We start from the raw sequence: 24,397 nt of genomic DNA on the forward strand, positions 1-24,397 counted from the left end.
AATAAAGTTATAGAATTTGGATGTGGTGAGGGATTTTTTTTGGATAAATTAAAACAAAGCAATATTGAAGGCATCGGTATAGAGATAAATTTAGCGGCAATTGAAAAAGCTAAACAAAAAGGACATATTATTTTTTACGATGAATTAGAAAATATTTCCTTTCAACACAAAGAAAATTTTGATATTGTTTGTTCATTTCAAGTATTTGAGCATATCAATAATCCTAGTGAAACAATTTTAAATTTACTAAGATTATTAAAAAAAGACGGACTTTTTATAATTAGTGTACCAAATAATGATTCCTTTATAGGTAATGATTATGATGGAATACTTAACATGCCGCCTCATCATATGCTCCTATGGGATATAAATTCTTTAAAATCAATATCAAATTTATATAAATTACAAATAATAAAAATTATAAGTGAACCATTGCAAGTAGAGCATTATGGTAGTTTTTATAAGGTAATGACAGATCCATTAGTAGCTAAGATGAAAGTTTTTGGAAAAGTTTTGAGAAGACTTACTTTACCTCTTGCACAAAGAGTAATTATCCCTTTATTGGCAGGGAAAATAAAAGGACAAAATATAACTGCAATTTATAAAAAATAGTTTTGATTTTCAATTGATCTTGTCTTACATTTTCATTTTAATAAATTTGAGATATACCTTTTCTCTAAATACTAAAAACTTATACCATGTGTAAGTTAATTTAGAGTTAATATCAGACTTAAAGGTAAAAAATATGAGCATAGCAAAAAAAATATTCGAGCAACAATGGTTAAGTAATATTAAAACCTTAGAAAATGAAATTAATAATTGTCCTAATTATGAAATTTATCCATTATTTATGAAATATATTGATAAAAATTCAAAAATACTTGAAAATGGTTGTGGATTGGGAAGATGGGTAATTTATTTTCATAGATTAGGTTATGATATTACAGGGCTGGACTGGTGTGAAGAAACCGTAGATTTAATTTTAAAATCATATCCAGAAATAAAGGTATTTGTAGGAGATAGCAGAGCTACTAATTTTGAAGACCAAACTTTTGATGTAATACTATCTATGGGTACATTTGAACATTCTGAAGAAGGACCATAGAGAGCAATAAAAGAATCAATTAGAATTCTTAAAAAAGGCGGTTATCTCATTTGTACAATGCCCCATTATTCTTTATTTCTTAAGCTAAAAGTTTTTCTTAAAGAATTTTATAGAAAAATTAAGTATGGAGGGAATAAGTATAATGTATATAATGCATATAAAAACAAACTATTAAATAAAAGGTTAAATATATTCCCTTCAATAATGATAAGTGGCTTAGAACAACCAGAGTTTTTTGAATATTATTTTTCGCATAAAGCATTTTTACAATTTTTTAATCTGCCAAATTTAGAAATTCTTGAACATTTTACATCATTTGGAAAAGATGGACTCTTCTTTATCTTTAAAAAGTTTATAGGAAGATGGGATTATTCTAGATCGCAAGTGAAATTAAATTTATTAGGTAAAATAATACACTCATTTCTACCCAAAAAACTATATAATCTTCATAATGTTGTAGTTGCAAAGAGAATTACTTAAAAAATGAAATTAGCATTTCTTAGTCCTTTTACTACTTCGGTTTTAAAAAAGTATATTCCAGCTTTGTATTATAATAATGTACCCCAAGGTATGGGAGGGAGTGCAGTTTTTGAATTGGTAAAAGGACTTATTGAGACTGGAATAGAGATACATATCTTAACATTACAACCGGGTTTGGAAAAGATAATTGAATTTCATAATAATAAAGTTCATTATTATTTGATACCAAGAAGAAAAAAAGGCTCATTAAGGGATTTATGGAGAAAAGAAAGAAAACTAATTATTGATACATTAAGAAAAATTAATGCTGATGTGGTACATGCAAATTGGACTTATGAATATGCTTTAGCAGCAATTAATTATGACAGAAATAAGGCTTTGATAACAGCACACGATATACCTTATAAAGTCTTAAAATATACATTAAGCCCATACTATTTACCTCTCTTTTTTATTTCATATTATATATATAAAAAAGCAAAGTGGATTACTTTTGTTTCAAATTCAGTCAAAAACTATGCTGAAAATTATTTAAGTCGAGATTGTAAGTACTGGATTATACCGAATATAATAAATTTGAGTGATTATAAAGATTATATTAAAAATAAAGAAAAAAACGGTACACCAGAAAAGTATTTTATTTCAATTGGATTATGGAACAGATTAAAGAATTTAAAGACATCCATTAAAGCCTTCTCATTATTTGTAGAGAAAAATCCAGAATATTATTATATATTAATAGGACCGGGTCTTGAAAAAAACAGCAAAGCAGAAAAATGGATATTGAGAAACAAGTATGAAAAGAACATAATTCTTTTGGGAAAATTAAGTAGAGAAGAAACATTATTTTATTTATCCAAAGCAACTGCTTTAATCCACCCATCGTTTACAGAAGCACATCCAATGGCAGTAGGGGAAGCAATGGCACTTGGCGTGCCAGTTATTGTTGGTGAAAATTCGGATGGTGCAACTGAATTAGTTAAAAAAGGTGAATTTGGCTTCATAACTAATGTTAAAAAAAAGCAAAATATCTTAAAAACTATGGAATATATTATCACTAATGAAAAAATAGACAATACTAAAAATATTTCTAAAAATTTTATAAATGACAATTATTCAGTAGATAAAATAATAGCTGAGTATATGAATATTTATTTAAATATCAGTAAAGTTTAATATGAATTTAAGAGTATTACATTATGTTGGATATCCTTTGGATTATGCCCACGGAGGGCATAAAGAACAAATATTTATGACCTTAAAAGGACTAGATGAATTAGGCGTTCAAAATGAATGGTTGCACAATGAAAATCAAGATTTAAGTAAAAAGTATGACATAGTTCATTTTTGGACTTTGCCTTCTGATACTATAATAAAATCAATTAAAACTAAATTAAATGTTAAATTAATCTGGTCAACAATGCTCCCAAGCGCTGGTAAAAGAAAAAAAATAACTGAATATTTTTTAAAAATACTTATAAAAAGTGCCTCTAATTTTAATCATCCTAAAATAAAAATTCTATTCCCCAATTATAATGTTTTCGATGCGATAATTGTTTTAAATAATCTCGAAAAAAAACATTATGAAAATATCTGGGGTGTTAAGGAGAATAAAATATATGTAGTTCCAAATGGAATTGATGATATTTTTTTTAATAGTAGCGAAATTAAACCATTGTTTTTTGACGGAGTTTTACAGATAGGTGCTATAACACCAATTAAAAATTCACTTGAAGTAGCAAAATGTGCAAAAATTGCAGGTACAAAAATAAAATTTATCGGTGATTTTAGATTGGTTGATGAAAAATATAAAAAAGCTTTTCTTGATGAAATTGATAACAGATATACATATTTCGAAGGACCTATCCAAGACAAACGTGAATTAATAAAACATATGAAGGGTTGTAAAGGAATTATTGTTCCTAGCAAGTGGGAAGCTTATCCTTTAGTTGTAGCTGAAGCTCTTGCATTAAAACAAAGAGTAATGCTAATTGACCTTCCAAATCTAAGGACAATTTACGGTGATAGTGTTTTTTATTGTCACCAGCCTAATCATAAGAAATTTATTAAAGAGCTGCAAGAATTTGTAAATAATAATATAACAAAATCCATTGATTATAAACCATTAAGATGGAAAGATGTAGCAAAAATAATTTTAGGTATTTATACAAAAATTTTATAAGATTTTTTTAGTAACTATCTAATAATTCAATATTATTCTATGTTGTATCAACAAATAAACCCGATTGTATATTTTGTTTTTGTTACTTACTCAATTTTATTCCTTATAAAGGCAAAATCAAGAAATGAATTCCTAATCATTTTAAGTATATTTATTTTTCTTCAGGAGCAATCAGCTTGGGATATTGCAATTAAAGAGATTATATCAAATCCAATAGTAGTAAGGCTTTCAGATTTGGTTTTAATAATATTGGTGTTTTATATTATAAAAGGTTGGTTAAATGATTTTGATAAACTTAGAGTACTAAAGCAAAATAAGATAAATATATTTTTTATGCTGTTTTTAGTTTTTGCCACATTATATGGTATAATGAAATATGGTTATACGGCAATTGCTGAGTTTAGAAGTAAATTTTTTTTTATTATAGTTTTATTATATATAGTTACTAATGTACAAAAGCTCGAATCAATAATATTGCTAAGAGAAATAAGCAAATACTTAATGCCACTGATTCTTTTAGTACCTTTAACTTTAATATTAAAAAAAGATTTTACACTGTCCATTGAAAATAGAGTTTTATCTGCATTTTTTTATGAATCTATAGCACTTGGATTTTTAGGGGGATATATTTATAAAAATTATCTTAATAGTAAGTATAAAATTTTTAATTATTTGTTCCCATTTTTTATAACTTCAAGTTTGTACCTTAGTCATAGAAGTGTATGGGCAATGATTTTTTTAATTATTTCTTTGTTATTTATTACAAGAGGAATAAAAATTAAGTATTCATTTCAATTAGGTATTTTGTTATTAACCATTTACCTTATATTGATAAAAAGTAATTTAAGTTTTTTTAATGAAAGACTATTAGCGTTTACTAACTTAGAGGATGATCCAACTGGGAAATGGCGTTTATTGGTATGGAATACAATTATTGGAGATGCGTCTTATTTTGGAAAAGGATTAGGGGGTAGATTTGAAATTTGGACAAGTGAACTCGGTTATATACAGTATGGAACACATAATATGTATATGACACTTTTATACTATTTGGGTTATATTGGTTTAATAATTTTTATACTTTTTTTAATTTCAATATTTATACAATTGTTTAGCTATAATGTAAAAAATATAAAATACGATTCAGCAAAGATATTGAGTTATTTAGGTTTTCTTTCATTAGTTGGGGTTTGTATATATATGTTTGCTTATGAATCAGATTTAGTAAGTTGGATTTATATTTCGTTTGGCTTAATTAATTTTGAACAAAAAAAGAAAATAGTTTATAAATAGTAATAATAATAATTTAGATTATTGTTGAATTTAAGTTATATATTAAAGGTAATATTTTGCAATAACAATATTGGATCAATTAATCATGCCATATTAGACCGTTTTAGATGCTTATGATCCTCCATTTGAAATGAGGTGTTCGATCAAGTAACAATTATAGAGGCCCTGCATCATTTTGTTGATTATAAAAAAGTGTTAGATGAGGTTTTTCGAGTTCTTAAAATTGGAGGTAATTTTGTTTCATTAGAACCTTATCCGTATAACCCAATAAGATGGGCTTCTGAAATAAGAGATAGATTCAGAGGAACTATTGAAAAAAGTTTTTCTAAAAGTCAAATTAAAAAACTTCTAGAATACAGTAATTTTATTAATATTAACATTCAGTTTATTTCTACAGGAAGATATACTTGGAAATTACAAAAAGTATCCTTGTATATAAGGTGGTTTGCAAGATTACACGGTTATCTTATTGAAAAATTTCCAAGAATTTTTGGTGACTTATTGAATACCGCAAAAAAGAATGGTCAGCTAAATGAAAGAAATCACAATATTGAATTCATTGAAATTAAAAGATGTCCCATTACGAAAGAAAGATTGCATCTAGAAATAGAAAAGGATATGTGAATAAATGAAAGCAGAACATTTGGATATAAACTCTATGAAGGTATACCAATTTTAATAAAAGAATATGCGATAAAATTATGACAGAAAATAACTTAAAAAATGGTCAATACCCTAAAATATCAATAGTAACTCCATCTTTTAACTCAGCAAAATATATTGAAGACTGTATTCAAAGTGTGTTAAATCAAAACTATCCTAATTTTGAGCATATAATAATTGACGGTGGCTCTACTGATGGAACGATTGAAATACTAAAAAAATATCCGCATTTGATATGGATAAGTGAACCCGATGAAGGGCAAAGTGATGCACTGAATAAAGGGTTTAAAATGGCAAGCGGAGATATTATTGGGTGGTTAAATAGTGATGATGTTTATTTACAAGAAACTTTTAATAAAGTTATAAATGAATTAAATAATTCAGATGTTGATGGAGTGTATAGCAATATTTACTTTGGAGATAAAAATTTAAATATCACACGAAAATTAATAACCCATAAACCAATCAAATGGCTGTCACTTTTCCATTGTTTCATTCCCTCAACTAGTTTCTTTTTTAAGAGAAAGATAATTGATAATGGAATTTTAATTGATAAAAATATTCATATTACTATGGATAAAGACTTTTTTGCTAGAATATTGTATAGTGGCTTTAAACTTAAATATGTGAATGATTTTTGGGCAATTTTTAGGTGGCATGATGCGAATAAAAGCCTTGATACCAGAGAAGTTAAGAAGATTAGGTACAAAGAGGGTCTTAAAACTATGATCACATTAACCAAATCACATATTCCGGTAAATCAGTTTACAGTAAACTTTTATGTCTTAATTATTTATTTACTTAAACCTTACCGTAAATATTTAAGAGCTGTTAGTAAATGAAATTAAGAAATGAAGTATTTTTAATTCTTTTAGAGACCCTTAATAAATATGATTACTGTTTTTTAAGAAACTATGAAATTTTGCCTGAATATAATAATGATATTGACATTTTAGTTAAAAATGGAACAACAAACGAAATATTAAAGAACCTTATAGAGGAATTACAAGCCGAAGAAGTAGTCTTTGTATACGAAGCGCAATTCTCTTGTCTTTCTACATATTTTTACGACTTAAAGACAGATCAATTTATACATCTTGATTTTTTTGAAGAAATTAAATGGAAGGTATTTGAATATTTACCAGCTAATGAGGTTCTGAAAAATAGAGTGAAGTATAATTATTATTATATTCCTAGTCCTTACTATGAGATGTATGAGTTATTATTAACAAGATTATTATATCATGGAAGGATAAAGGATGTTTATAAAGATAGAATATTTAAACTTTATAATAGAATTATTAGCGAAATCACATTTAACAATAAAATAAAATTTGGTGATAAAATAGCGTCACAAAGTTGGGATAAAATTGAAAAAAAAATTACTCAAATTAGAGCTAGAATAATTATTTGCAATATTTTAAAACCAATTAAATTAAGTAAACATATTATTCTTTTATTACAGCGAATAATTAAGAGATTGATTAAACCCCCGGGATTATTCATTGCTTTTTATGGGGTTGACGGAAGCGGAAAAACAACACAAATTAAATTAATGTTGGATTATTTTAAAGGTATTTATTCAGATAAAGTAAGGTTGTTTCATTTTCGTCCAAATTTTATCTATACGAAACCTAAAGACATTATCGTAAAGAACCCACATAATCAATTAAAAACTAATTACATAAGATCTTTCTTAAAACTGTTATACTATGTATTAGTTTATAATTGGGGTTACCTAACACAAGTTTTACCAATAATAGCTAAAAACGGGTTAGTGATTTTTGATAGATATTATTTTGATCTATTAATTGATCCTATCAGGTATAGAACAATTATACCAAAATTGTTTATTAAAATCTGCGGTATTTTTGTTCCGAAACCTGATATCAACATTTGTTTAATTGCGAATGCCCAAATAATAAATGAAAGAAAAAATGAAATTAATCTCATTGAAATTGAAGAGCAACAGAAGAGAATTAAAGAGTTTTTCTGCAACGACAATGATTATTTAGTAAAATCTGATATAGAGATATTAAAAACCGCAGAGCAAATAAAACAAATTATAATTAAAAATGTTAGAAAAAAGAATTAAAGCTTTGCTTTTTGCTTATGCTTGTGAACCAAACAAAGGTTCCGAGCCTGGTATCGGGTGGAATTGGTCTGTGCATCTTTCAAAATTAGTAGATGTAACAGTAGTTACTCGTAAAAATAACAAAAAGATTATTGAGAAAGAATTAAATAGAAAAAGATATAATAATCTTTCGTTTATTTACTTTGATATTCCCGTCCTTTCTAAAATAAAAAAAATACTTCCTTTTGGAGTGCAGTTTTACTATTTATTATGGGAATATTTTGTAATAAAAAAAATAGCAGATACAAAAGATTATGATGTAATCCAACGTATAACCTTTGGCTCAACGGTTACAATCTTAAGATTCTACAAGCTGGATAAGCCATATATATTATCTTTTTGTGCCGGGGGTGAAGTTAGCCCGAAAGCAATTTACAAAAGATATTCTTTTTCAGATAAAGCGAAGGAAATCCTAAGAAAGCATTACAACTCTCTTTATAAACACTCTTCTATAATAAAAAGAATTTATTCGGAGAGTAAATTAATAGTGGCGGTAACCACAGATACCAAAAAATTTATAGAAAATTTTGGGATCAAAAATAAAATAATAGTGGAACCGGCTATTGGTCTAAACGAATTACCAGCAAATGAAAAAGGATTAAAGAGCTTTAAAATAATATATGCAGGTTCTCTAATTTATTGGAAAAATGTTGATATAATAATTAAGGCAATTGAGAAATTAAATGATGATAAAATAGTTCTAGATATTTATGGAAGTGGTGACAAAGAAAAAATATTAAAAAAATACGTTTACAGTAATAACCTTGAAAGCAGAATTCATTTCAATGGAAATATCTCAAGAGATTCACTTTTGCTAAAATATAATGTATATGATTTAGCTATCCATTCTTCTTCTCATGATTCCGGTTCAATGTTTTTGTTAGAGGCTATAAGTGCTGGTGTTCCTGTTTTGTTTTTGAACACTGGCGGACCAAAAGAAATATTTAATGGAATTGATTATCCTCTTAAAGTAAATCCAAATTTAAACTATGATGAAATTATCCATTCCTTTAAAGAAAAGATTGAATGGTTTTATGAAAATTATGACGAATTTGTTTATAATTTCCGTAAGATCAGAGAGGAAATTATTAAACGATTTAATTGGGAAAATAAAGCTAAACGCATGGTAGAAATTTATAAAGATGTTTTAAATGAAAATACTCCAAGTTCATAATTATTATCAGCTTTCAGGGGGTGAGGATACTGTTTTTAATAATGAGTATAAACTCCTTTCATCTTTTGGACATGATGTAATTCAATATACTAAAGATAACAAAGATATTAGTAACTATTCTTTTTTTGATAAAAGAAAACTTTTCTTCAATTCAGTTTACTCTAAATCTACTTACATGGAAGTTATAAAAATTATAGAAGAGCAAAGGCCAGATGTATGTCATGTTCATAATACCTTAGCTTTGATAACGCCTTCTGTTTATTATGCTTGTAAAAAAATTGGAGTGCCCATTGTTCAGACACTTCATAATTACAGATTAATATGTACTAATGCATACCTATTTAGAAATGGAAAAGTATGCGAAGAGTGTATTGGTAAAAGTTTATATAATTCAGTTAAGCATGGTTGCTATAGAAATTCCCGCCTACAAACCTTTGTTCTTGCACGAACAATTGAATGGAATAAAAAAAAGGGAACATGGAATAATTTAATTGATGCATACATTGCATTAACTGAATTTTCTAAGAGAAAATTTATTGAAGGCGGCCTACCAGAAAATAAAATTTTTATAAAACCAAATTTTTTATTTGAGGATCCTGGATGTTCTGAAAATAATGAGGGTTATTTTTTATTTGCGGGAAGACTTGATGAAACTAAAGGTGTTAATGTGCTAATTGAAGCCGCAAATACATTACCAAATCTTAAATTCAAAGTTGCTGGGGATGGTCCTTTGAAAGAAAAAATAATTGCTGTTCCAAATATTAAATATTTAGGGCAATTAAAAAAAAATGAATTATTAGGGTTTGTTCAAAAAACAACTGCATTAGTATTCTCATCGATTTGGTTTGAGGCAATGCCAATGATTATTTTAGAAGCATTTGCTTGCGGTAAGCCAGTCATTGCTAGCAACTTAGGTGCTATGGCAGAAATAATAGAGCATGGTAAAACTGGTTTACTTTTTGAGCCCGGAAATGCTAATGACTTAGTAGAAAAAATTTTATGGGCAAAAAATAACCCAGAGAAAATGATAGAAATGGGATTAAATGCTCGAAAAGAGTTTGAAGAAAAATATACTCCTGCAAAAAATTATGAGATTTTGATGGAGATTTATGAAAAAGTGAGGAAATGGAAAAATTAGAAATTCAAAATTCAAAAATAAAAAGTGATAGATGAAATGTATTATAAGTTAATTAAGGGAAATTAAATTTTGTTGAGTAAATTAAAATTCTTTTCCGATAAGAATACTAATAAAGATAAATATTCAGTTCTGCCAAATAAAGATAATCCTCGTATTATAGTTCCTTTAAAGAATTTTAAGTTATTTATTAATGGTTTCAAAGTTCAAAATACCGCTTCTTTCAAAAACAGATTAATAAAAAATTCTCTTCCATTAGGTTATCCATTTTTCAAAAATATAGCTTCTAATATTGTTTACAGTACAATGGAATTAGAAAATTTAGTTGATACCACAAGAAAAGCGATAAATGATGATAGAGTTTCCTATGTAAGCGTTTATGTCGGTACGGATAGAAGTAAAAACAGAAAATTAACTTTTCTTTTAATGGACGATAGTGGAAATAATATAGGAATATTAAAATATCCTATCGAAAAAGAAAGTGTATTATTTATTGAAAATGAATACAATACCTTAAATACACTTACTAAAGATAATTTTAATACATTTAGATTTCCCAGCAAAACAATACTTTTTGATTTTGAATATGATAAGGTATTGTATCAAGAAAATATATTTCATGATACTAATCAATTAAAGAATGAATTAAATGAAATAATTGTAAATGCAGCTGTAGAATTAGCAATTAAAACCAAACGAGATAATTTATTTATTTATTTAAATGATATACTCAATAAGCTTAACGATATCAAAGAATTAAGTTATTTTAAAGAAAGTTATAAGTCTATTTTAGAAAAATTATTGAATTTAGAATTACCATTAATATCTATTCATGGAGATTTTGTAATATATAATATGCAATCAGATTCTAAAAGATTACATTTAATAGATTGGGAATATTTCCGTGAAGGTTTGCCTTTATATGATTTATTTCATTTTGTTTTTCAGGGAAAATACCAGATTGAAAAAAAGAGTGTTCATCAATGTATAATGTGTGTTTTTAATAAAAGGAACATGAAGTTTTATAATTATTATCTTAGTAAATTAAATTTGAATATTAACTTTCTAAAAATGAATAAAATCATTATAGATCTTTTCTTCGTTTATTTGATTGATATTTTGATTTTTGAAATAAATACAAAAACAGAATTAGAATTATATAAAAATCATTTTTACCGAGCTATAACAAACTTTATAACTGATCGGTTTAGTTTCAGTAATAAATTTATAAGATAATATACGGATTAAAAATATTGCATGGAATAAATTTGTCGGAATTTCATAGTTTTATAACTTAAATTAATAAAGTATTATATATTAATTTATATTAATTAGATTATGATTTATGTATTGAAAGTAAAACTTTTCGATTCAAGAATTTATGATGCTATACAAACCTTAATTTTGGGATGTTATTCCGACAAGAAACTAAATCTTTGTATCTCAGCTACAGGTGCACATGGTATTATAATTGCTCAAAAAGACGAAAAATTCAAAAAAATATTAAACTCATTTTATTTAAACTTACCCGATGGGATGCCAGGTGTATGGATAGGTCGCTTAAAGGGCGCTAAAAATATGGAACGATGTTATGGACCTGACTTTTTTAAAGAAGTTATAATTGCAACTAGAGATAAAGAAATTAAGCATTTTTTTTGTGGTGGAATAGAGGGGGTAGCTGAAAGTTTAAAAAAAGTATGTGAAGAAAAATTTGGTAATAAAAATATTGTTGGAATATACTCACCGCCTTTTAGAGAATTAACAGATGATGAAATGAAGAATTTGGCAGATAATATTAATTCATTAAGGACCAATATTGTTTGGATAGGCTTAAGTACACCTAAGCAAGAAATATTTGCCTATCGTCTATCAAAATTTACTAATGTTAATTTTATTTGTACAGTTGGGGCAGCGTTCGATTTTCATACTGGAAGAATTAGACAAGCTCCCAAATTGATTCAAAGAATTGGAATGGAATGGTTTTTTAGGATGCTAATGGAACCTAAAAGACTATGGAGAAGGTATTTTGAAATTGTGCCATTATTTATTTGGTATAATTTGATAGAACTAATAAAAGGTAAGTTTATTGCAAATAATAAATTAAAAGAGGTAAACTAATGTCGAATCAAAAAACAGCTTTAGTTTGTGGTTCTGGTGGTTTTATTGGTGGCCACTTAGCAAATAAATTAAAAAAAGAAGGATATTGGGTTCGGGGAGTGGACTTAAAACACCATGAATACCAGGGACTTTTAGTAGATGATTTTGTAATTGGGGACCTAAGAGACCCTAAAGTTGTGGAATTTGTGATAGATCGCCCGTTTGATGAAGTATATCAGCTTGCTGCAGATATGGGTGGTGCGGGTTATATTTTTACTGGAGAACATGATGCAGATGTAATGCATAACTCTGCTACCATAAATCTTAATGTATTACATTATGGACAAAAGGCTGGAATTAAGAAAATCTTTTATTCTTCTTCTGCATGCATTTATCCGGAATTCAATCAAATGGATCCAGATAATCCTAAATGTTCAGAGGATTCTGCTTATCCAGCTGCACCAGACAGTGAATATGGTTGGGAAAAATTATTTAGTGAAAGATTATACTTTGCCTTTAAAAGAAATTATGGAATGAATGTGAAAGTAGCTCGATTTCATAATATATTTGGACCTTATGGCTCTTGGAATAATGGAAAAGAAAAAGCTCCTGCTGCTATTTGTCGTAAAGTTGCAGAAGCAAAAATATTTGGTAAAAAAGAAATAGAAATTTGGGGGGATGGCAAACAAACCCGGTCATTTTTATATATTGATGAATGTCTTGAGGGTGTAAGAAGATTTATGGATTGTGATACATTTGACGGACCAGTTAATATTGGTTCAGAGGAAATGGTATCTATAAACCAACTGGCAGAAATTGTTATGGATATAGCTGGTGTTAAATTAGATATAAAACATGTGAAAGGTCCTACTGGTGTACGAGGAAGAAACTCTGATAACAAACTTATTAAGGAAAAACTTGGCTGGGCACCTTCTCAGACACTGAGGGTTGGTTTGGAAAAGACGTATGCCTGGATTGAGGAGCAGGTGAGGAAGCTTCAGATATATAAAATAGGGCATTGAGGATAGAGGTATAAGGGAAAAGACGAAGTTTCGGCACCAAGATTTAATTATATGGCAAGAAGCTGTTAAAATAACTGATAGGTTATTCGATATAGCAAATGTTTTCGAAGAAATGACTGAAGAGTTATTGTTAAATAGATTGGATGTCCTTTGCAGCAAAATTACTAATTTTCAAAAGTCCTGAGCTTAACATAATAACTTCTGCAATATGCTATTCGCAGCATGCTATGGAAAAGAACGCCGATAAATTCTTTTTATATTCATAACTTCGTATTTTGAATAGACGAAGATTTGGAGAGTGGAGTTTTGGAAAGCTTAAAAAATGATATTAGAACACAGATAACACACAGATTAGACAGATGACCGATAGATAAAATCTGTGAAAATATTGTCTTATCAGTTTCATCAATGTTCTAAAAAACTAAAGGTATATAAACACAGACGACGCAGATTAAACAGATGACCACGAGATAGAATCTGTGAAATTAGGGAGAAATGTTTTTCAAACAGATAGCTGTAGACATATGCAGATTGACTTAAATAATAATTAATGAGAAAAAAGTTTGTAAATAGGTGCTTTTTTGCTTAAAAAAATATTTTGAATTATTTTATAATTTATTATCTAATAAGTAAAATAATAGGGCAAATTATTAATTTGTTAGAACGAGGGCTTTATGCATTTAGGTAAAAATTCTTTGTATTATTTAAGAATTTTTCTCGACTTAATTACTTTATATGCATCGTTTTTTATTTCATATTCATATGCATTAAAAGATGTCATAATTACTATTCCCACCAATGATTTCTATATTTTTATATCTTTAACTGTTATCTGGTATATAACATCCAGAAATTTGAATTTCTACGAAGATTTTCGTTCCCGTAATTTTAGTTATGAACTTATTCTAATTATTAAAAATGTGTTATATCAGCTTTTAAGTGTCATTATAATTTTATTTTTATTAAAAAATAATTACCTATCAAGGCAGTTCGTATTTTTGTATTCTTTCACTGTATTAATACTTTTAATTTTTCAAAAATTTTTATTAAGAAGACTATTAAATAATTTTAGAAGAAAAGGGAAAAATTTGAGAAGTATGTTAATTATAGGTGCTGGTAAAGTAGGATTAAGTTTCTATAATAAAGTTCAATCAAACCCTCATTTTGGTTACAATGTTTTAGGTTTCCTTGATGATGTAGTCCCAAATACTCTTAATGGTGAATATATAGGTCCAATATCAGCTCTGGAAAATGTTTTAAATGAATTTAAAGTAGATAATGTAATTATTGCACTGCCAAATTATGCTATGAAAAGAATTGAAGAGGTAATAAAGGTATGTGAAAGGTATACTACAAGAGTAAGAATAATACCTGATTATTTTAAATTCGTTTCGGGCAAATATAATATAGATATGTTTGACAATATTCCTATCATTTCTTTAAGAGAAGAGAAAATTAATGAATTTCATTGCCGTGTTGTAAAGAGAATTTTTGATATAGTATTTAGTTTATGTGTAATTATTTTTGTAATGTCATGGTTGGTTCCAATAATTTCAATAATTATAAAAGCTACTTCAAAAGGTCCTGTATTTTTCAAACAAGAAAGATGGGGGAAGGATAATAAAAAATTTACCATTCTGAAATTTCGTTCTATGGTGTGTGATAGTAAAGACGTTGATGAACATGGAAATTATAAACAGGCTACGAAAAATGACTCTCGTATAACTAAAGTTGGAAGATTTTTAAGAAAAACAAATCTTGATGAATTACCTCAATTTTTCAATGTATTAATTGGAGATATGAGTGTTGTAGGACCACGACCGCATCCTATTCCTTTGAATATTGAATCAAAAGATGTTGTAGAACATTACATGCTAAGACATTTAGTAAAGCCTGGTTTAACAGGCTGGGCACAGGTGAATGGTTATAGAGGAGAAACAAAAAGTAATATTAAATTAATGCAAAAAAGAATTGATTATGATTTGTGGTATATAGAAAACTGGTCTTTTCTTCTTGATATACAAATTATATTATTAACAATATGGAAAATGGTTAAAGGTGATAAAAATGCATATTAAAATCTGGGCAAATCTTGTCTTATCAGTGTAATCTGTGTGCTAAAAATAAAGATAAAATCAGCTTGAGATTATTAGTATGAAAATTTTTTTACTTGTAATTTTTTTTACATCAAATATTTTATCACAAACTATAGCCGGTTTTTCTGGATTGGTTACTATTCCAACTGGTAATTTATATTCTGATGGAACATTGAATTTTTCTTTTAATTATCTAAATAAAAAGTATGTATCTTTTGGAAATTATAATGAAGATGCATTGGTTTATTCAGCAACTCTTGCATTTTTACCTTTTATTGAAATAAATACTAATTTTGTTTATCTGATAAGACATAAAGGAACACAAGGCATTGGTGATAGAAGTGTAGGTTTTAGATTAAAATTAATGAATGAGAATAAACATTTTCTAAGTATTTCAACAGGTCTTAATAATATTGGAACTGCATTTGGAGGGGTAGGGGCGATTCATAAACAGTCTATTTATATTGTAGCTTCAAAAAGTTATAGCATTAATGATGAATTGTTTGTAATGGGAACTTTAGGTCACGGGTTCAGAGGATTTAAAGCAGCAGATTATCAATTCATTGGTTTATTTGGTGGAGTTTCATTTACTGCTTTTAAAAATTTTGAATTATTAGTGGAAAATGATGCTGAAAGATTTAATGGTGCTGTTAGATTAACTTTGTTCAAACATATAAAAGTTTTAGCTGGTTTGATGAATTTTAAAGATTTTAGTGGAGGAATGGCTTTTTCGTTTGTGTTGTAATAGGAGGGATTGGAAGAAAAGATTATAAATTTATTATTTAGCTTAGTGACAAAATATTTTATTTAAATAGCACACAGATAACACAGATTAAACAGATAACCACAAGATAAAATCTGTGAAAATCTTGTCTTATCTGTGTCATCAGTGTTCTAAAAAACTAAAGGTATACAAACACAGACGAGGCAGATTAAACAGATGTTTGCAGAAAAATATCTGCGTAAATCCGCGAAATCAGCGAGAAATAATTTTTCATATAGTTTATCGCAGATATCTGCATATTGAAAGAAAGAATCAATGAGGAAATAAATATCATTATATATAATATTGTGAATTGAATAATATTTGATTATATTTATTTATGAATGTTATAATTTAATATTATATTTTATGCAAAATGATAAGCAACTCATTCCAAGGAAATTACTAAAAAGCATCAAAGAAAAATTATTTCGTAATAAAGCTATTATTATTTATGGTCCACGCCAGGTAGGAAAAACCACTCTTGTAAATTCATTACTTTCTGATTTAGCTATTAAAGAACAGGATTATAGATATTTGAATGGAGATGATTTTGATGTACGGGATATATTATCTAAACCTAATGTCGTTAAACTTGAAGGAATTATAGGAAACTCGAAAATTGTTTTTATTGACGAAGCACAGCGCATACCTGAAATAGGAATTATTATAAAAATCATTGTTGATAGAATTAAAGATGTTCAAGTAATAGCAACAGGTTCTTCTTCTTTCCTTCTATCTCGTAGTATTAAAGAGCCATTAACTGGCAGAGCTTATGAATTTATACTTTATCCTTTAACATTTGGAGAATTAGTAGAACATACATCACTCTTTGATGAAAAAAGAAAACTTGAAAGAAGACTTATTTATGGTTCATACCCTGAAATAGTAACATCTTTTGGTGAGGAACAGGAATTACTAAAACTTTTAAGCGGAAGTTATCTCTATCGTGATTTATTTGTATTGCCTACAGTTTCCCGTCCTGAACTTTTGGAGAAGATTACAAAAGCTATAGCTTTGCAAATAGGTTCTGAAGTCTCTACAGTGGAAATCGGACAGTTGGTAGGAGCAGACAGGCTTACAGTAGAAAAATACATAGATTTATTGGAAAAGGCATTTATTGTTTTTAGATTGCCTGCATTAAATCGTAATGTAAGAAATGAAATTAAAAAAGGTAAAAAAATTTATTTTTATGATAACGGAATAAGAAATGCTGTAATAAAAAATTTTAATGACATAAGTTTGAGGAATGATGTAGGGGCTTTATGGGAAAATTATTGTGTAAGTGAAAGAATTAAATATTTAGCATATTCTAATAGTTTAGCTCAAAGCTATTTTTGGAGAACAACACAACAACAAGAAATTGATTATATTGAAGAAAATGGCAATAGTTTTTCGGCCTTTGAATTTAAATTTAATCCAGCCGTAAGAGCCAGATTTTCTAAGACTTTTCTTAGTTCATATTCTGTGAATCAGACCAAAGTGATAACACCGAATAATGTTGAGGAATTTATTATGTAGGGGGCTGTATTAAAAGTAATATGTGAAATCAGTGGGAGATAGTTTTCACGCAGATAATCGCAGATTATCGTAGATGTTCGCGGATAAAATCAGAGGAAATCTGCGGAATCAGCGAGAAATAATTTTCATGAAAGATAGTTTGAATTATTTATAGATGAAGAATTTTTACAGATAAGAAGTAATCTTCTAAGATGAATAGAATATTATTAGGTTCTTCGTCGTCCGCCTATCGGCGAGACTCCTCAGAATGACAGGGAAAAAATAGTAGCGGTCTCCTCCAAATGACAGGAAAATATATATCATTTTAATGAATTATTTTATGTTATTGAAAAAATTAAAGAAAATATTCAGAACGTAAAGATCCTAAGACTTAAATTCCCTCTCTTCCTAAGAGAGGTATTTAGGGTGAGTTCTTATAATCAATGTTGATTTCAAAAAATCTGTGAAAATCTTGTCTTATCAGTGTCATCTGTGTGCTAAAAATAAAGATAAAATCAGCTTGAGATTATTAGTATGAAAATTTTTTTACTTGTAATTTTTTTTACATCAAATATTTTATCACAAACTATAGCCGGTTTTTCTGGATTGGTTACTATTCCAACTGGAAATTTATATTCAGATGGAACATTGAATTTTTCTTTTAATTATCTAAATAAAAAATATGTATCTTTTGGAAATTATAATGAAGATGCATTGGTTTATTCAGCAACTCTTGCATTTTTACCTTTTATTGAAATAAATACAAATTTTGTTTATCTGATAAGACATAAAGGAACACAAGGCATTGGTGATAGAAGTGTAGGTTTTAGATTAAAATTAATGAATGAGAATAAACATTTTCTAAGTATTTCAACAGGTCTCAATAATATTGGAACTGCATTTGGAGGGGTGGGGGCGATTCATAAACAGTCTATTTATATTGTAGCTTCAAAAAGTTATAGCATTAATGATGAATTGTTTGTAATGGGAACTTTAGGTCACGGGTTCAGAGGATTTAAAGCAGCAGATTATCAATTCATTGGTTTATTCGGTGGAGTTTCATTTACTGCTTTTAAAAATTTTGAATTATTAGTGGAAAATGATGCTGAAAGATTTAATTGTGCTGTTAGATTAACTTTGTTCAAACATATAAAAGTTTTGGCTGGTTTGATGAATTTTAAAGATTTTAGTGGAGGAATGGCTTTTTCGTTTGTGTTGTAATAGGAGGAATTGGAAGAAAAGATTATAAATTTATTATTTCATCTAGTGACAAAATATTTTATTTAAATAGCACACAGATAACACAGATTAAACAGATAACCACAAGATATAATCTGTGAAAATCTTGTCTTATCTGTGTCATCAGTGTTCTAAAAAATTTGTAAATACAAGTTGTTCTATGATTAAATATGTGAGAAATAATTTTTATTGAACAATGGAAATTGATTCACCTCTTTTTAAAAATTATAATTCGATTTTAAAAAGAATGTTTGATTTAATCCTATCTCTGCTTTTCTGCATTTTTATCTTGCCAATTATTATAATCATCATCGGGACAATAATTAAACTTGACAGCAAAGGCCCAATATTTTTTAAGCAATTAAGAACAGGTAAAAATAGAAATTACTTCGTGCTTTATAAATTTAGAACAATGTACCATCCTGACCAAGAAGTTAATAATAATTTTATTCAAGCAAAAAAAGATGATCTTCGTATAACAAAATTTGGGGAATTTTTACGCAGAACAAATATTGATGAATTACCACAGTTTATTAATGTGTTAAAAGGCGATATGAGCATTGTTGGTCCAAGACCACATGAAATTAATGAAGATAAATTTTTTGAGAACTTAGTTAATAATTATAATAATAGATATCTGGTAAAACCCGGTATAACAGGCTGGGCGCAGGTAAATGATATGAAAGGTGAAATTAATGATATTAATGCTATGCAATTACGCGTTGAGTATGATATCTGGTATATTACAAATTGGTCTTTTTTACTCGATGTGAAAATAATTATAACAACCGCCATGAAAATAATTCAAGAAATAATAAGAATTAGAAGGGTATACAAGGAAATTCGTTATACTTGAATTCATGACAAACCGCAGGGAACTTTATAAACAATGAACTTCACATTTTCTTCCGTTTATTGTGTTCCCTGCGGTTAAATAATTTTATTTAACAGCTTATCTATTTAATTAATATCATCTTTTTTACAGAAAAATAATCTTCTGTTTTCAGTCGATAGAAATAAACACCACTTGAAAGATTAACTGCATTAAATTCATATTCATATTTACCCGCCTCAATTTCTGAATTAATTATTTCTGATACTTTCTCACCTAAAATATTATAAACACTTAATTCTACTTTTGTCCTTTTAGGAATACTAAATGTTATTCTCGTTACCGGATTAAATGGATTGGGATAATTTTGTTCTAATTTATATTCTTTTGGAACTTCAGCTAAATTTTTTACATCAACAGTAAATTGATGAATTTGCATAGGTGTTTGTTGAGTATTACCTACATTATCAGTTGCAAGCAAATATAAACGATATGTATTATCTGGTTGTACAGGAATTTTGATAGGAGATTTATCTGATACAGCAGCAACTGTAAAAGGTCCTTCGCCAGTTGAGAGATAAACTGCAGCAGTTTTCAAACCTGAACCAGTTCCATCACTCCCATTCCAATTTATTGCTAATTCATGTGAACTTAGTTGAGATATACTTGATATATTTGCAACAGGTGGTTCTAAATCTAATGTATTTACAAAATTATTGGTTGCAAGTGGTTTATTAATATCAAATGTAATAACTGCTCTATTTTGAATTTTAGTACCGTTAGGTATGTTCGGTTTTAAATTAACTGTGAATTTAACCCAGCCTTCACCTTCTGGTGGATTAACATTTGGAGGAAGTTCAATTTCAACAAAATCCCATTTAAGAATATTACCGTTCCTTGTTATTGTTTTGTTAATATGAGGATGGCTTACTTCACCAAATTTTACTGAGTTAACATCAAACACATTTTCATCCAATGTATCAAGTATAACAATTTGATAAGCAGGAGCAGTTGCTTCTTTTTTGTTTTCAAAAAATATTGTGTAACTCATTGTTGCAGTAGAAGAGATAAATCCTTCTTCTCCGTATCCATTTAGTCCCTCTTTAGCATTTGGATCCCATGATGTTACTTTAACAAGTTCTTTTTCTTGTTTATCAAAATTACCATTGACATAATCTTTAATTCCTCGTACTGTATTTGACAGACAATCAAAAATATCTTTTGCAAGAAATACTGGCCATAAAGCAACTCTTCCTGTTTTTTTAACTATTTCTTCAGCTGCTTTTTTGGCTACTCCTTTAACTCCATTTTCTATTGTTACAGCATCATTTAAACTATTTTTTAATGCTTTTAGTGATGCATCTGTTAATGATTCATCTTGATTAACCGGACGCCATACTTCATAACATCCAGCAACTACTGTGTTAGAAATATATTCTTCTAAAATTGCACCGCCAACCCAAAGTGCTACTACAGAAAATGTAATTGGTTCTAATGATTTAAATGAAGTTCCCAATGCAGATTTAACAATTAAATCAAAACTTCTTACTTCTTTAGGTCCAAGTGGTTGAATTAGTAATATTATTTCATCTTTCTTATTATCATAAACTAAAGAATCAACTGGAATATATTGAACAGAATCTGTACCTATTTTTTTCGAAAACATTCCATCGAAGTATACTCCCTGATTGGTTTTTAATATTATGAAAAATTTATCGCTTGGATAATTGTTATTATTCCAGTAAGTGATTGTAAATCTGTTTGGCGGTCCCACTCTAACTTGTTTTCTTCCAGTTATTGCAACTGAAATTGATGATACATTTGCTACATTTCCGGAACTTAGAATTATGTCGCCAGTTAGTGTGATTGGATTATCTCTATTTCCAATTGTTATTTTTTTGTTAGCAAGGTCTCTCTGTATGTTAATTGGATTTGAGATTTTTTTCCAAGTTTCACCATTGTCTGTTGTAATGTAAGCATCAAGAGTATTTGGGTCCTGGCCATTTAGTATTTCATCTTCATAATACAAATCAAGTGAATAGGAATTTAATTTTTTATTACCTTGAATATTCCAGTATCTTTTAATTGATGAAGTCATTTTAGGATAAACTAAATTGCATGTTGTTACGATTAATGAATCTGAGGTCCCTCTGTCATGGACATAAGGTGTTACTTTCATAAATGGTTGAGTATCTACAGTGCCAGAAAAATAAATGTAATAACGATTTGTAATTTTACCATTATTAATTATTGTCCCAGAATTTTCAATTGTTCTGTCAACTATTAATTCAGAACCATTATTGATTGTAAGAACAACATTATTTTTAATTACCATGCGGTATTTTACATTTAAGAATTGGTCAACTGCGAAATTTGCTGTCGTGTTTCCTTTATTTTCAAGTTGCACATTTGAGTGGAATGTTCCATAGAGTTTAGATACTTTGTTATCGTTTTGAGCTATTAACCAGTTTATCTCGAATCTTCCATAATTATAAACATTTCCTAAAGCATAACATGCTAAACCGCCGAATCTATTTTTAATTGTTCCGTAATTATAAATGTCACCATAAACAGTAAAGTATCTTCCTGCACAACATTCATCCTGAATTACTTTTTCTTTTGATACCTTTAAATCATGATAAATGATATTATTACCAGTCAGAAGCATTGGACCATTACCTGTTAGAATAAAATTGCCATCGAGATTAGAACCAAATCTTCCTGTAATATCAATTTCACCGTCGGAATAAATTGTTCCTCCTTTGAAAATAAAATCTGAATTGTCAATATCTTTTTTAGAAAGTTTTGTTAGTTTGTAATTGCTCATATTTAATGTATCATTCTCCAGGTAGATAGTAGAAGTAGAATCCAAAACTAAATCTGATGCAGCATTAATTTTGCCATTAGGTTTTTTTTCTATCCAGGCGCAAGAAAAAATTTTGGTGCCGCTGATTTTTTGATTGTCATCACCTGCAAATCTTAAGAAAGAAGAAAATTCTCCGTGGTTTTCAACATTCCCTTTTATTTCGATAACTAATCCGCCATGACGATTTTTGATTATGCCATAATTAATAAGATTGCCTTCAATGAAAATTGTTCTTCCTAAATATGGTTCATCAGAAATAACTTTACCAGAAGCAATAGTTAAATTTTGTTTTATTTTATTATTACCTACAAATAATAATGGAGTATTTCCAATCAAAGTTGGATTACCATCTAAATCGGAACCAAATCTTCCGCTGATATCAAGTTGTCCATTAGAATAAATTGTTCCTCCTTTGAAAATAAAATCTGAATTGTCAATATCTTTTTTAGAAAGTTTTGTTAGTTTGTAATTGCTCATATTTAATATATCATTCTCCAGATAGATAGTAGAAGTAGAATCCAAAACTAAATCTGATGCAGCATTAATTTTGCCGTTAGGTTTTTTTTCTATCCAGGCGCAAGAAAAAATTTTGGTGCCGCTGATTTTTTGATTGTCATCACCTGCAAATCTTAAGAAAGAAGAAAATTCTCCGTGATTTTCAACATTCCCTTTTATTTCAATTACTAATCCAGCGTAACGATTTTTAATAATACCATAATTAATAAGATTACCTTCAATGAAAATCGTCCTTCCTGCACTTGGTTCATCTGAAATAACTTTACCAGAAGCAATAGTTAAATTTTGTTTTATTTTATTATTACCTACAAATAATAATGGAGTATTTCCAATCAAAGTTGGATTACCATCTAAATCGGAACCAAATCTTCCGCTGATATCAAGTTGTCCATTAGAGTAAATTGTTCCTCCTGAAATTATCTCAGAAGCATTATCAATATTTTTTCTAGAAATTTTGGTTAATTTATAATTGCCCATGTTTAAAATATCGCCATCTAATCTGACAGTTGTAACCGAATCAATCTCTAAGTCACTCATTGCGATAAGTGTACCATTTGGATTTTTGTCTATACCTGAACAACTAATTTTTTTTGTACTTAAAATTTGTTGTGAACCAGTGCCGCCAAATGTTATCCATCGATTAATAAGAGTTCCATAATTCTGCATATTACCTTTGATTAATAATGTAACTCCTGCATTACCTTGACCAGTCCGAACAGTTCCATAATTAATAAAGTCACCATTTATAGTAAGTGTTCTTCCGGCAGAAGGCTCATCTTCAATAATACCATTTGAATTAATTGTTAAATTTCTGCATTCAACATAACCAATAGTAACTGGTCCATTAATTACAACATCGTTATTAGCATTTGGTATAACACCTCCAACCCATGTTGAGGTATTATTCCAGTGTCCACCTTGGGTTGTGGATGAAATTGTTTGTCCAATTAAGTTGATTGTAATAGATAGGAACAGAAGTAAGAATGTTTTTTTCATAATAATAGTACCCTCTGTTTATTTTTTGTATAATTTTTATGATTTCTGTAAAAAAGTATTTTTTTAATTTCAATTCATAATAAGAATTTTCAGCAACAAATGAAATATAGATAGGCATATCTTTATTTTATATCACATTCTTTCTATTATTGTATTTTGAAATTTTGAAAATTCTTAGAAATAAGAGAATAATTCTAAAATTTCTAAGTATGAACAAGATTTTTTATATAAAAAGCTGAAAAATGTAATTTATTACAAATATTTTTCTTTGAATTTTTGGCAGGATATTTGTTTTAGTAATACA

General features: G+C 28.0%; 19 protein-coding genes and 1 pseudogene. 19 read left to right on the plus strand and 1 reads right to left on the minus strand.

The window, feature by feature from the left end; genetic code table 11:
• Positions 1-6: 6 nt before the first annotated feature.
• From VJY32_RS00110 to VJY32_RS00200, 19 genes and pseudogenes are all read left to right on the plus strand, one after another.
• Positions 7-612, plus strand: a pseudogene (locus tag VJY32_RS00110) (class I SAM-dependent methyltransferase); the annotation flags it as partial.
• A gap of 133 nt (positions 613-745) precedes the next feature.
• Entirely contained in the window at positions 746-1,105 is a 360-nt protein-coding gene (locus tag VJY32_RS00115) for a class I SAM-dependent methyltransferase (protein ID WP_353675838.1), read from the plus strand.
• Positions 1,106-1,162: 57 nt separating this feature from the next.
• Positions 1,163-1,585: a hypothetical protein gene (locus VJY32_RS00120; protein ID WP_353675839.1), complete on the plus strand. Its 423-nt coding sequence runs from the start codon at positions 1,163-1,165 to the stop codon at positions 1,583-1,585.
• Positions 1,586-1,588: 3 nt separating this feature from the next.
• Positions 1,589-2,761 carry a glycosyltransferase family 4 protein gene (locus VJY32_RS00125; RefSeq protein WP_353675840.1) on the plus strand — a complete coding sequence of 391 codons (1,173 nt, stop codon included), beginning with the start codon at positions 1,589-1,591 and terminating at the stop codon, positions 2,759-2,761.
• A 1-nt stretch (position 2,762) separates the two neighbouring features.
• Positions 2,763-3,767 carry a glycosyltransferase gene (locus VJY32_RS00130; protein ID WP_353675841.1) on the plus strand — a complete coding sequence of 335 codons (1,005 nt, stop codon included), beginning with the start codon at positions 2,763-2,765 and terminating at the stop codon, positions 3,765-3,767.
• A gap of 39 nt (positions 3,768-3,806) precedes the next feature.
• Complete coding sequence (locus tag VJY32_RS00135; RefSeq protein ID WP_353675842.1) at positions 3,807-5,060, plus strand: hypothetical protein; 1,254 nt, start codon at positions 3,807-3,809, stop codon at positions 5,058-5,060.
• 135 nt (positions 5,061-5,195) lie between these two features.
• Positions 5,196-5,684, plus strand: coding sequence for a class I SAM-dependent methyltransferase (locus tag VJY32_RS00140; protein WP_353675843.1), 489 nt, complete (start codon positions 5,196-5,198; stop codon positions 5,682-5,684).
• A gap of 77 nt (positions 5,685-5,761) precedes the next feature.
• Positions 5,762-6,565, plus strand: a complete 804-nt coding sequence (locus VJY32_RS00145) for a glycosyltransferase family 2 protein (RefSeq protein ID WP_353675844.1) — start codon at positions 5,762-5,764, stop codon at positions 6,563-6,565.
• A complete protein-coding gene (locus tag VJY32_RS00150) occupies positions 6,562-7,818 on the plus strand; it encodes a hypothetical protein (RefSeq protein ID WP_353675845.1) in 1,257 nt (418 codons plus the stop codon). The genes VJY32_RS00145 and VJY32_RS00150 overlap by 4 nt, the downstream gene beginning before the upstream one ends.
• A complete protein-coding gene (locus tag VJY32_RS00155) occupies positions 7,799-9,031 on the plus strand; it encodes a glycosyltransferase (protein WP_353675846.1) in 1,233 nt (410 codons plus the stop codon). The genes VJY32_RS00150 and VJY32_RS00155 overlap by 20 nt, the downstream gene beginning before the upstream one ends.
• A complete protein-coding gene (locus VJY32_RS00160) occupies positions 9,009-10,169 on the plus strand; it encodes a glycosyltransferase family 4 protein (protein ID WP_353675847.1) in 1,161 nt (386 codons plus the stop codon). The genes VJY32_RS00155 and VJY32_RS00160 overlap by 23 nt, the downstream gene beginning before the upstream one ends.
• A 72-nt stretch (positions 10,170-10,241) precedes the next feature.
• Positions 10,242-11,402, plus strand: a complete 1,161-nt coding sequence (locus VJY32_RS00165) for a phosphotransferase family protein (protein WP_353675848.1) — start codon at positions 10,242-10,244, stop codon at positions 11,400-11,402.
• A 114-nt stretch (positions 11,403-11,516) separates the two neighbouring features.
• Positions 11,517-12,284, plus strand: a complete 768-nt coding sequence (locus VJY32_RS00170; RefSeq protein WP_353675849.1) for a WecB/TagA/CpsF family glycosyltransferase — start codon at positions 11,517-11,519, stop codon at positions 12,282-12,284.
• A complete protein-coding gene (locus VJY32_RS00175; RefSeq protein WP_353675850.1) occupies positions 12,284-13,285 on the plus strand; it encodes an NAD-dependent epimerase/dehydratase family protein in 1,002 nt (333 codons plus the stop codon). The genes VJY32_RS00170 and VJY32_RS00175 overlap by 1 nt, the downstream gene beginning before the upstream one ends.
• A gap of 674 nt (positions 13,286-13,959) precedes the next feature.
• Complete coding sequence (locus VJY32_RS00180) at positions 13,960-15,363, plus strand: undecaprenyl-phosphate glucose phosphotransferase (protein ID WP_353675851.1); 1,404 nt, start codon at positions 13,960-13,962, stop codon at positions 15,361-15,363.
• 76 nt (positions 15,364-15,439) lie between these two features.
• Complete coding sequence (locus VJY32_RS00185; RefSeq protein WP_353675852.1) at positions 15,440-16,126, plus strand: YjbH domain-containing protein; 687 nt, start codon at positions 15,440-15,442, stop codon at positions 16,124-16,126.
• 387 nt (positions 16,127-16,513) lie between these two features.
• Positions 16,514-17,665, plus strand: a complete 1,152-nt coding sequence (locus VJY32_RS00190) for an ATP-binding protein (RefSeq protein WP_353675853.1) — start codon at positions 16,514-16,516, stop codon at positions 17,663-17,665.
• Between the two features lie 513 nt (positions 17,666-18,178).
• Complete coding sequence (locus VJY32_RS00195) at positions 18,179-18,865, plus strand: YjbH domain-containing protein (protein ID WP_353675854.1); 687 nt, start codon at positions 18,179-18,181, stop codon at positions 18,863-18,865.
• Between the two features lie 214 nt (positions 18,866-19,079).
• Positions 19,080-19,739, plus strand: a complete 660-nt coding sequence (locus VJY32_RS00200; protein WP_492008314.1) for a sugar transferase — start codon at positions 19,080-19,082, stop codon at positions 19,737-19,739.
• Between the two features lie 100 nt (positions 19,740-19,839).
• Here the strand turns inward: VJY32_RS00200 and VJY32_RS00205 are convergent, their stop codons facing one another.
• A complete protein-coding gene (locus VJY32_RS00205) occupies positions 19,840-24,093 on the minus strand; it encodes a DUF7619 domain-containing protein (RefSeq protein WP_353675856.1) in 4,254 nt (1,417 codons plus the stop codon).
• Positions 24,094-24,397 lie beyond the last annotated feature (304 nt).

Source organism: Rosettibacter primus (assembly GCF_036860675.1).
GTDB lineage: Bacteria > Bacteroidota > Ignavibacteria > Ignavibacteriales > Melioribacteraceae > Rosettibacter > Rosettibacter primus.

Coding starts and splice junctions, on each gene's coding strand:
- VJY32_RS00115 (WP_353675838.1), top strand. CDS start 746: ATGAGCATAGCAAAAAAAATATTCGAGCAACAATGGTTAAGTAATATT.
- VJY32_RS00120 (WP_353675839.1), top strand. CDS start 1,163: ATGCCCCATTATTCTTTATTTCTTAAGCTAAAAGTTTTTCTTAAAGAA.
- VJY32_RS00125 (WP_353675840.1), top strand. CDS start 1,589: ATGAAATTAGCATTTCTTAGTCCTTTTACTACTTCGGTTTTAAAAAAG.
- VJY32_RS00130 (WP_353675841.1), top strand. CDS start 2,763: ATGAATTTAAGAGTATTACATTATGTTGGATATCCTTTGGATTATGCC.
- VJY32_RS00135 (WP_353675842.1), top strand. CDS start 3,807: ATGTTGTATCAACAAATAAACCCGATTGTATATTTTGTTTTTGTTACT.
- VJY32_RS00145 (WP_353675844.1), top strand. CDS start 5,762: ATGACAGAAAATAACTTAAAAAATGGTCAATACCCTAAAATATCAATA.
- VJY32_RS00150 (WP_353675845.1), top strand. CDS start 6,562: ATGAAATTAAGAAATGAAGTATTTTTAATTCTTTTAGAGACCCTTAAT.
- VJY32_RS00155 (WP_353675846.1), top strand. CDS start 7,799: ATGTTAGAAAAAAGAATTAAAGCTTTGCTTTTTGCTTATGCTTGTGAA.
- VJY32_RS00160 (WP_353675847.1), top strand. CDS start 9,009: ATGAAAATACTCCAAGTTCATAATTATTATCAGCTTTCAGGGGGTGAG.
- VJY32_RS00175 (WP_353675850.1), top strand. CDS start 12,284: ATGTCGAATCAAAAAACAGCTTTAGTTTGTGGTTCTGGTGGTTTTATT.
- VJY32_RS00180 (WP_353675851.1), top strand. CDS start 13,960: ATGCATTTAGGTAAAAATTCTTTGTATTATTTAAGAATTTTTCTCGAC.
- VJY32_RS00185 (WP_353675852.1), top strand. CDS start 15,440: ATGAAAATTTTTTTACTTGTAATTTTTTTTACATCAAATATTTTATCA.
- VJY32_RS00190 (WP_353675853.1), top strand. CDS start 16,514: ATGCAAAATGATAAGCAACTCATTCCAAGGAAATTACTAAAAAGCATC.
- VJY32_RS00195 (WP_353675854.1), top strand. CDS start 18,179: ATGAAAATTTTTTTACTTGTAATTTTTTTTACATCAAATATTTTATCA.
- VJY32_RS00200 (WP_492008314.1), top strand. CDS start 19,080: ATGGAAATTGATTCACCTCTTTTTAAAAATTATAATTCGATTTTAAAA.
- VJY32_RS00205 (WP_353675856.1), bottom strand. CDS start 24,093: ATGAAAAAAACATTCTTACTTCTGTTCCTATCTATTACAATCAACTTA.